Origin of the sequence: Zoogloea sp., from assembly GCF_041904905.1 — a bacterium.
GTDB lineage: Bacteria > Pseudomonadota > Gammaproteobacteria > Burkholderiales > Rhodocyclaceae > Zoogloea.
In genome coordinates this window covers 1-1,538 of the sequence record NZ_JAYRMI010000143.1, presented here as the reverse complement: position 1 = coordinate 1,538, position 1,538 = coordinate 1, and the positions used below count along the sequence as shown (strand labels likewise).

Genomic DNA, 1,538 nt, shown 5'->3' with positions numbered 1-1,538 from the left:
CTCTGTACTGAAAGGCGCGCCATGACCAAGGCCCTTCTCCTCCTCGCGCTGCTCGGCCTCTTGACCCAGCCGGCCGCCCGGGGCCAGTCCAGTCCGGCCCGCGGGCCGATCCACGGAACGCCGACGACGCCAGGGATCAATGACATGCCGCTGGCCGACTATCTCGGCCTCCTGCGGCAAATCGCCCCCGCCGCCGAGGCGGGGACCAAAGACTATCTCGCCGCTTTCGAGCGGCGTTGTGGCCGGGCACTCACCGCGACCGAGTTGCGCCAAGCGATGTCGGACGGTGACGGCGATCCGGTGCTGATGGGACTGATCCGCGCCAGCCACCTGGGCGATACCGCCGCCCGCGAACAACTCGCCGGACAGATCCGTTGCCCGGCCAGGGGGGCGCGATGAAACGCGGCATCGTGGCTCCCCTGGTGCTCGGCCTGATGCTAGCCGCGGCAGGCGGCGTGCGGGCCATGGATCTGGGCGTCATCGGGCCGACCTACGAGATCAGCGAACCCCATCTGCTCCAGATGATCGATCAGCGCCTGCGCGCGAAGGAACGCAGCGGCGAACTCGGGCGCCTGGAAGCAGAAGCCCGGGAACGGGGCATCGCGACCGTGAAGAATCCGCCGCCGGTCACCGGGCTGCGTGCGACCGACACGGTGCGGACCTTCTACTTCGACCCGAGCTTTGCCCTGGATCGCAACATCCTCGGCCCCCAGGGCGAACTGCTGTTTGCCGCCGGCACGCGCAAGAATCCGCTGGAAGTGGTGTCGCTGTCCCGGCACCTGCTGTTCTTCGATGCCCGCGACCCCCGTCAGGTCGGCCGCGCCCGGCAGTTGATCGCCATCTACCAGGGACGCGTCAAGCCGATCCTGGTCGGCGGCTCCTACCTGGATCTGATGCAGTCCTGGCACGTCCCGGTCTACTACGACCAGCAGGGCCTGCTCACCCGCCGCCTGGGCATCACCCAGGTGCCGGCGCTGGTGTCGCAGGAAGGGCTGCGGTTACGTATCGACGAATTGGCGGTGTCCCCATGAATGCCCGTCGCGGCCTCTTTTGCGTCACTCCCGTCCTGCTCGCCGCCGTGCTCGCCTGCGCAGCCGGCCCCAGCCTCGCCGCCGGCGCGGCCACCTGCACCGGCAAGTTTCCCAATCCGATCACCGATATCTGCTGGTCCTGCATCCTGCCGATCAGCATCGGCAGTGCGCGCATCGCCAACTTCGGCGACCAGGAAGACACCGACAACCCATCGAGCCCCGTCTGCAGTTGTGGCGTCAATCCGGTCATCGGGCTCTCCATCGGCTTTTGGGAGCCCGCACGGCATGTCGAGGCAGTGCGCAAACCCTTCTGCCTGGTGTCGCTCGGTGGCATCGATCTCGACCCGGGCATTCCGGCGCCGGAAGCGGCGCGCTTCACGCGCCCCGAAGGCGATGGCGACGGCGGCAGCTTCTACCAGGCGCACTTCTACGTGAACCCGGTGATGTACTGGCTGGACGTGGTGACCGACTTCCCCTGCCTGGAAAAGGGCTCCTTCGATCTCGCCT

3 protein-coding genes are annotated in these 1,538 nt (G+C 67.8%); all 3 read left to right on the top strand.

Annotated elements, in window-relative coordinates; all coding sequences use genetic code 11:
- A partial coding sequence (locus ACE3N6_RS19290; protein WP_374247439.1) for a hypothetical protein occupies nucleotides 1-399 on the top strand: 399 nt, incomplete at its 5' end.
- The gene (gene traW, locus ACE3N6_RS19285; protein WP_374247438.1) at nucleotides 396-1,031 is read left to right on the top strand and encodes a type-F conjugative transfer system protein TraW; all 636 of its coding nucleotides are present in this window, start codon (nucleotides 396-398) and stop codon (nucleotides 1,029-1,031) included. The genes ACE3N6_RS19290 and traW, both read left to right, overlap by 4 nt.
- The coding region (locus tag ACE3N6_RS19280) for a TraU family protein (protein ID WP_374247437.1) at nucleotides 1,028-1,538 on the top strand (511 nt) is incomplete at its 3' end. The genes traW and ACE3N6_RS19280, both read left to right, overlap by 4 nt.

Excerpts from the sequence above, each read along its gene's own strand:
- traW (WP_374247438.1), top strand. The coding sequence starts at position 396 with ATGAAACGCGGCATCGTGGCTCCCCTGGTGCTCGGCCTGATGCTAGCC.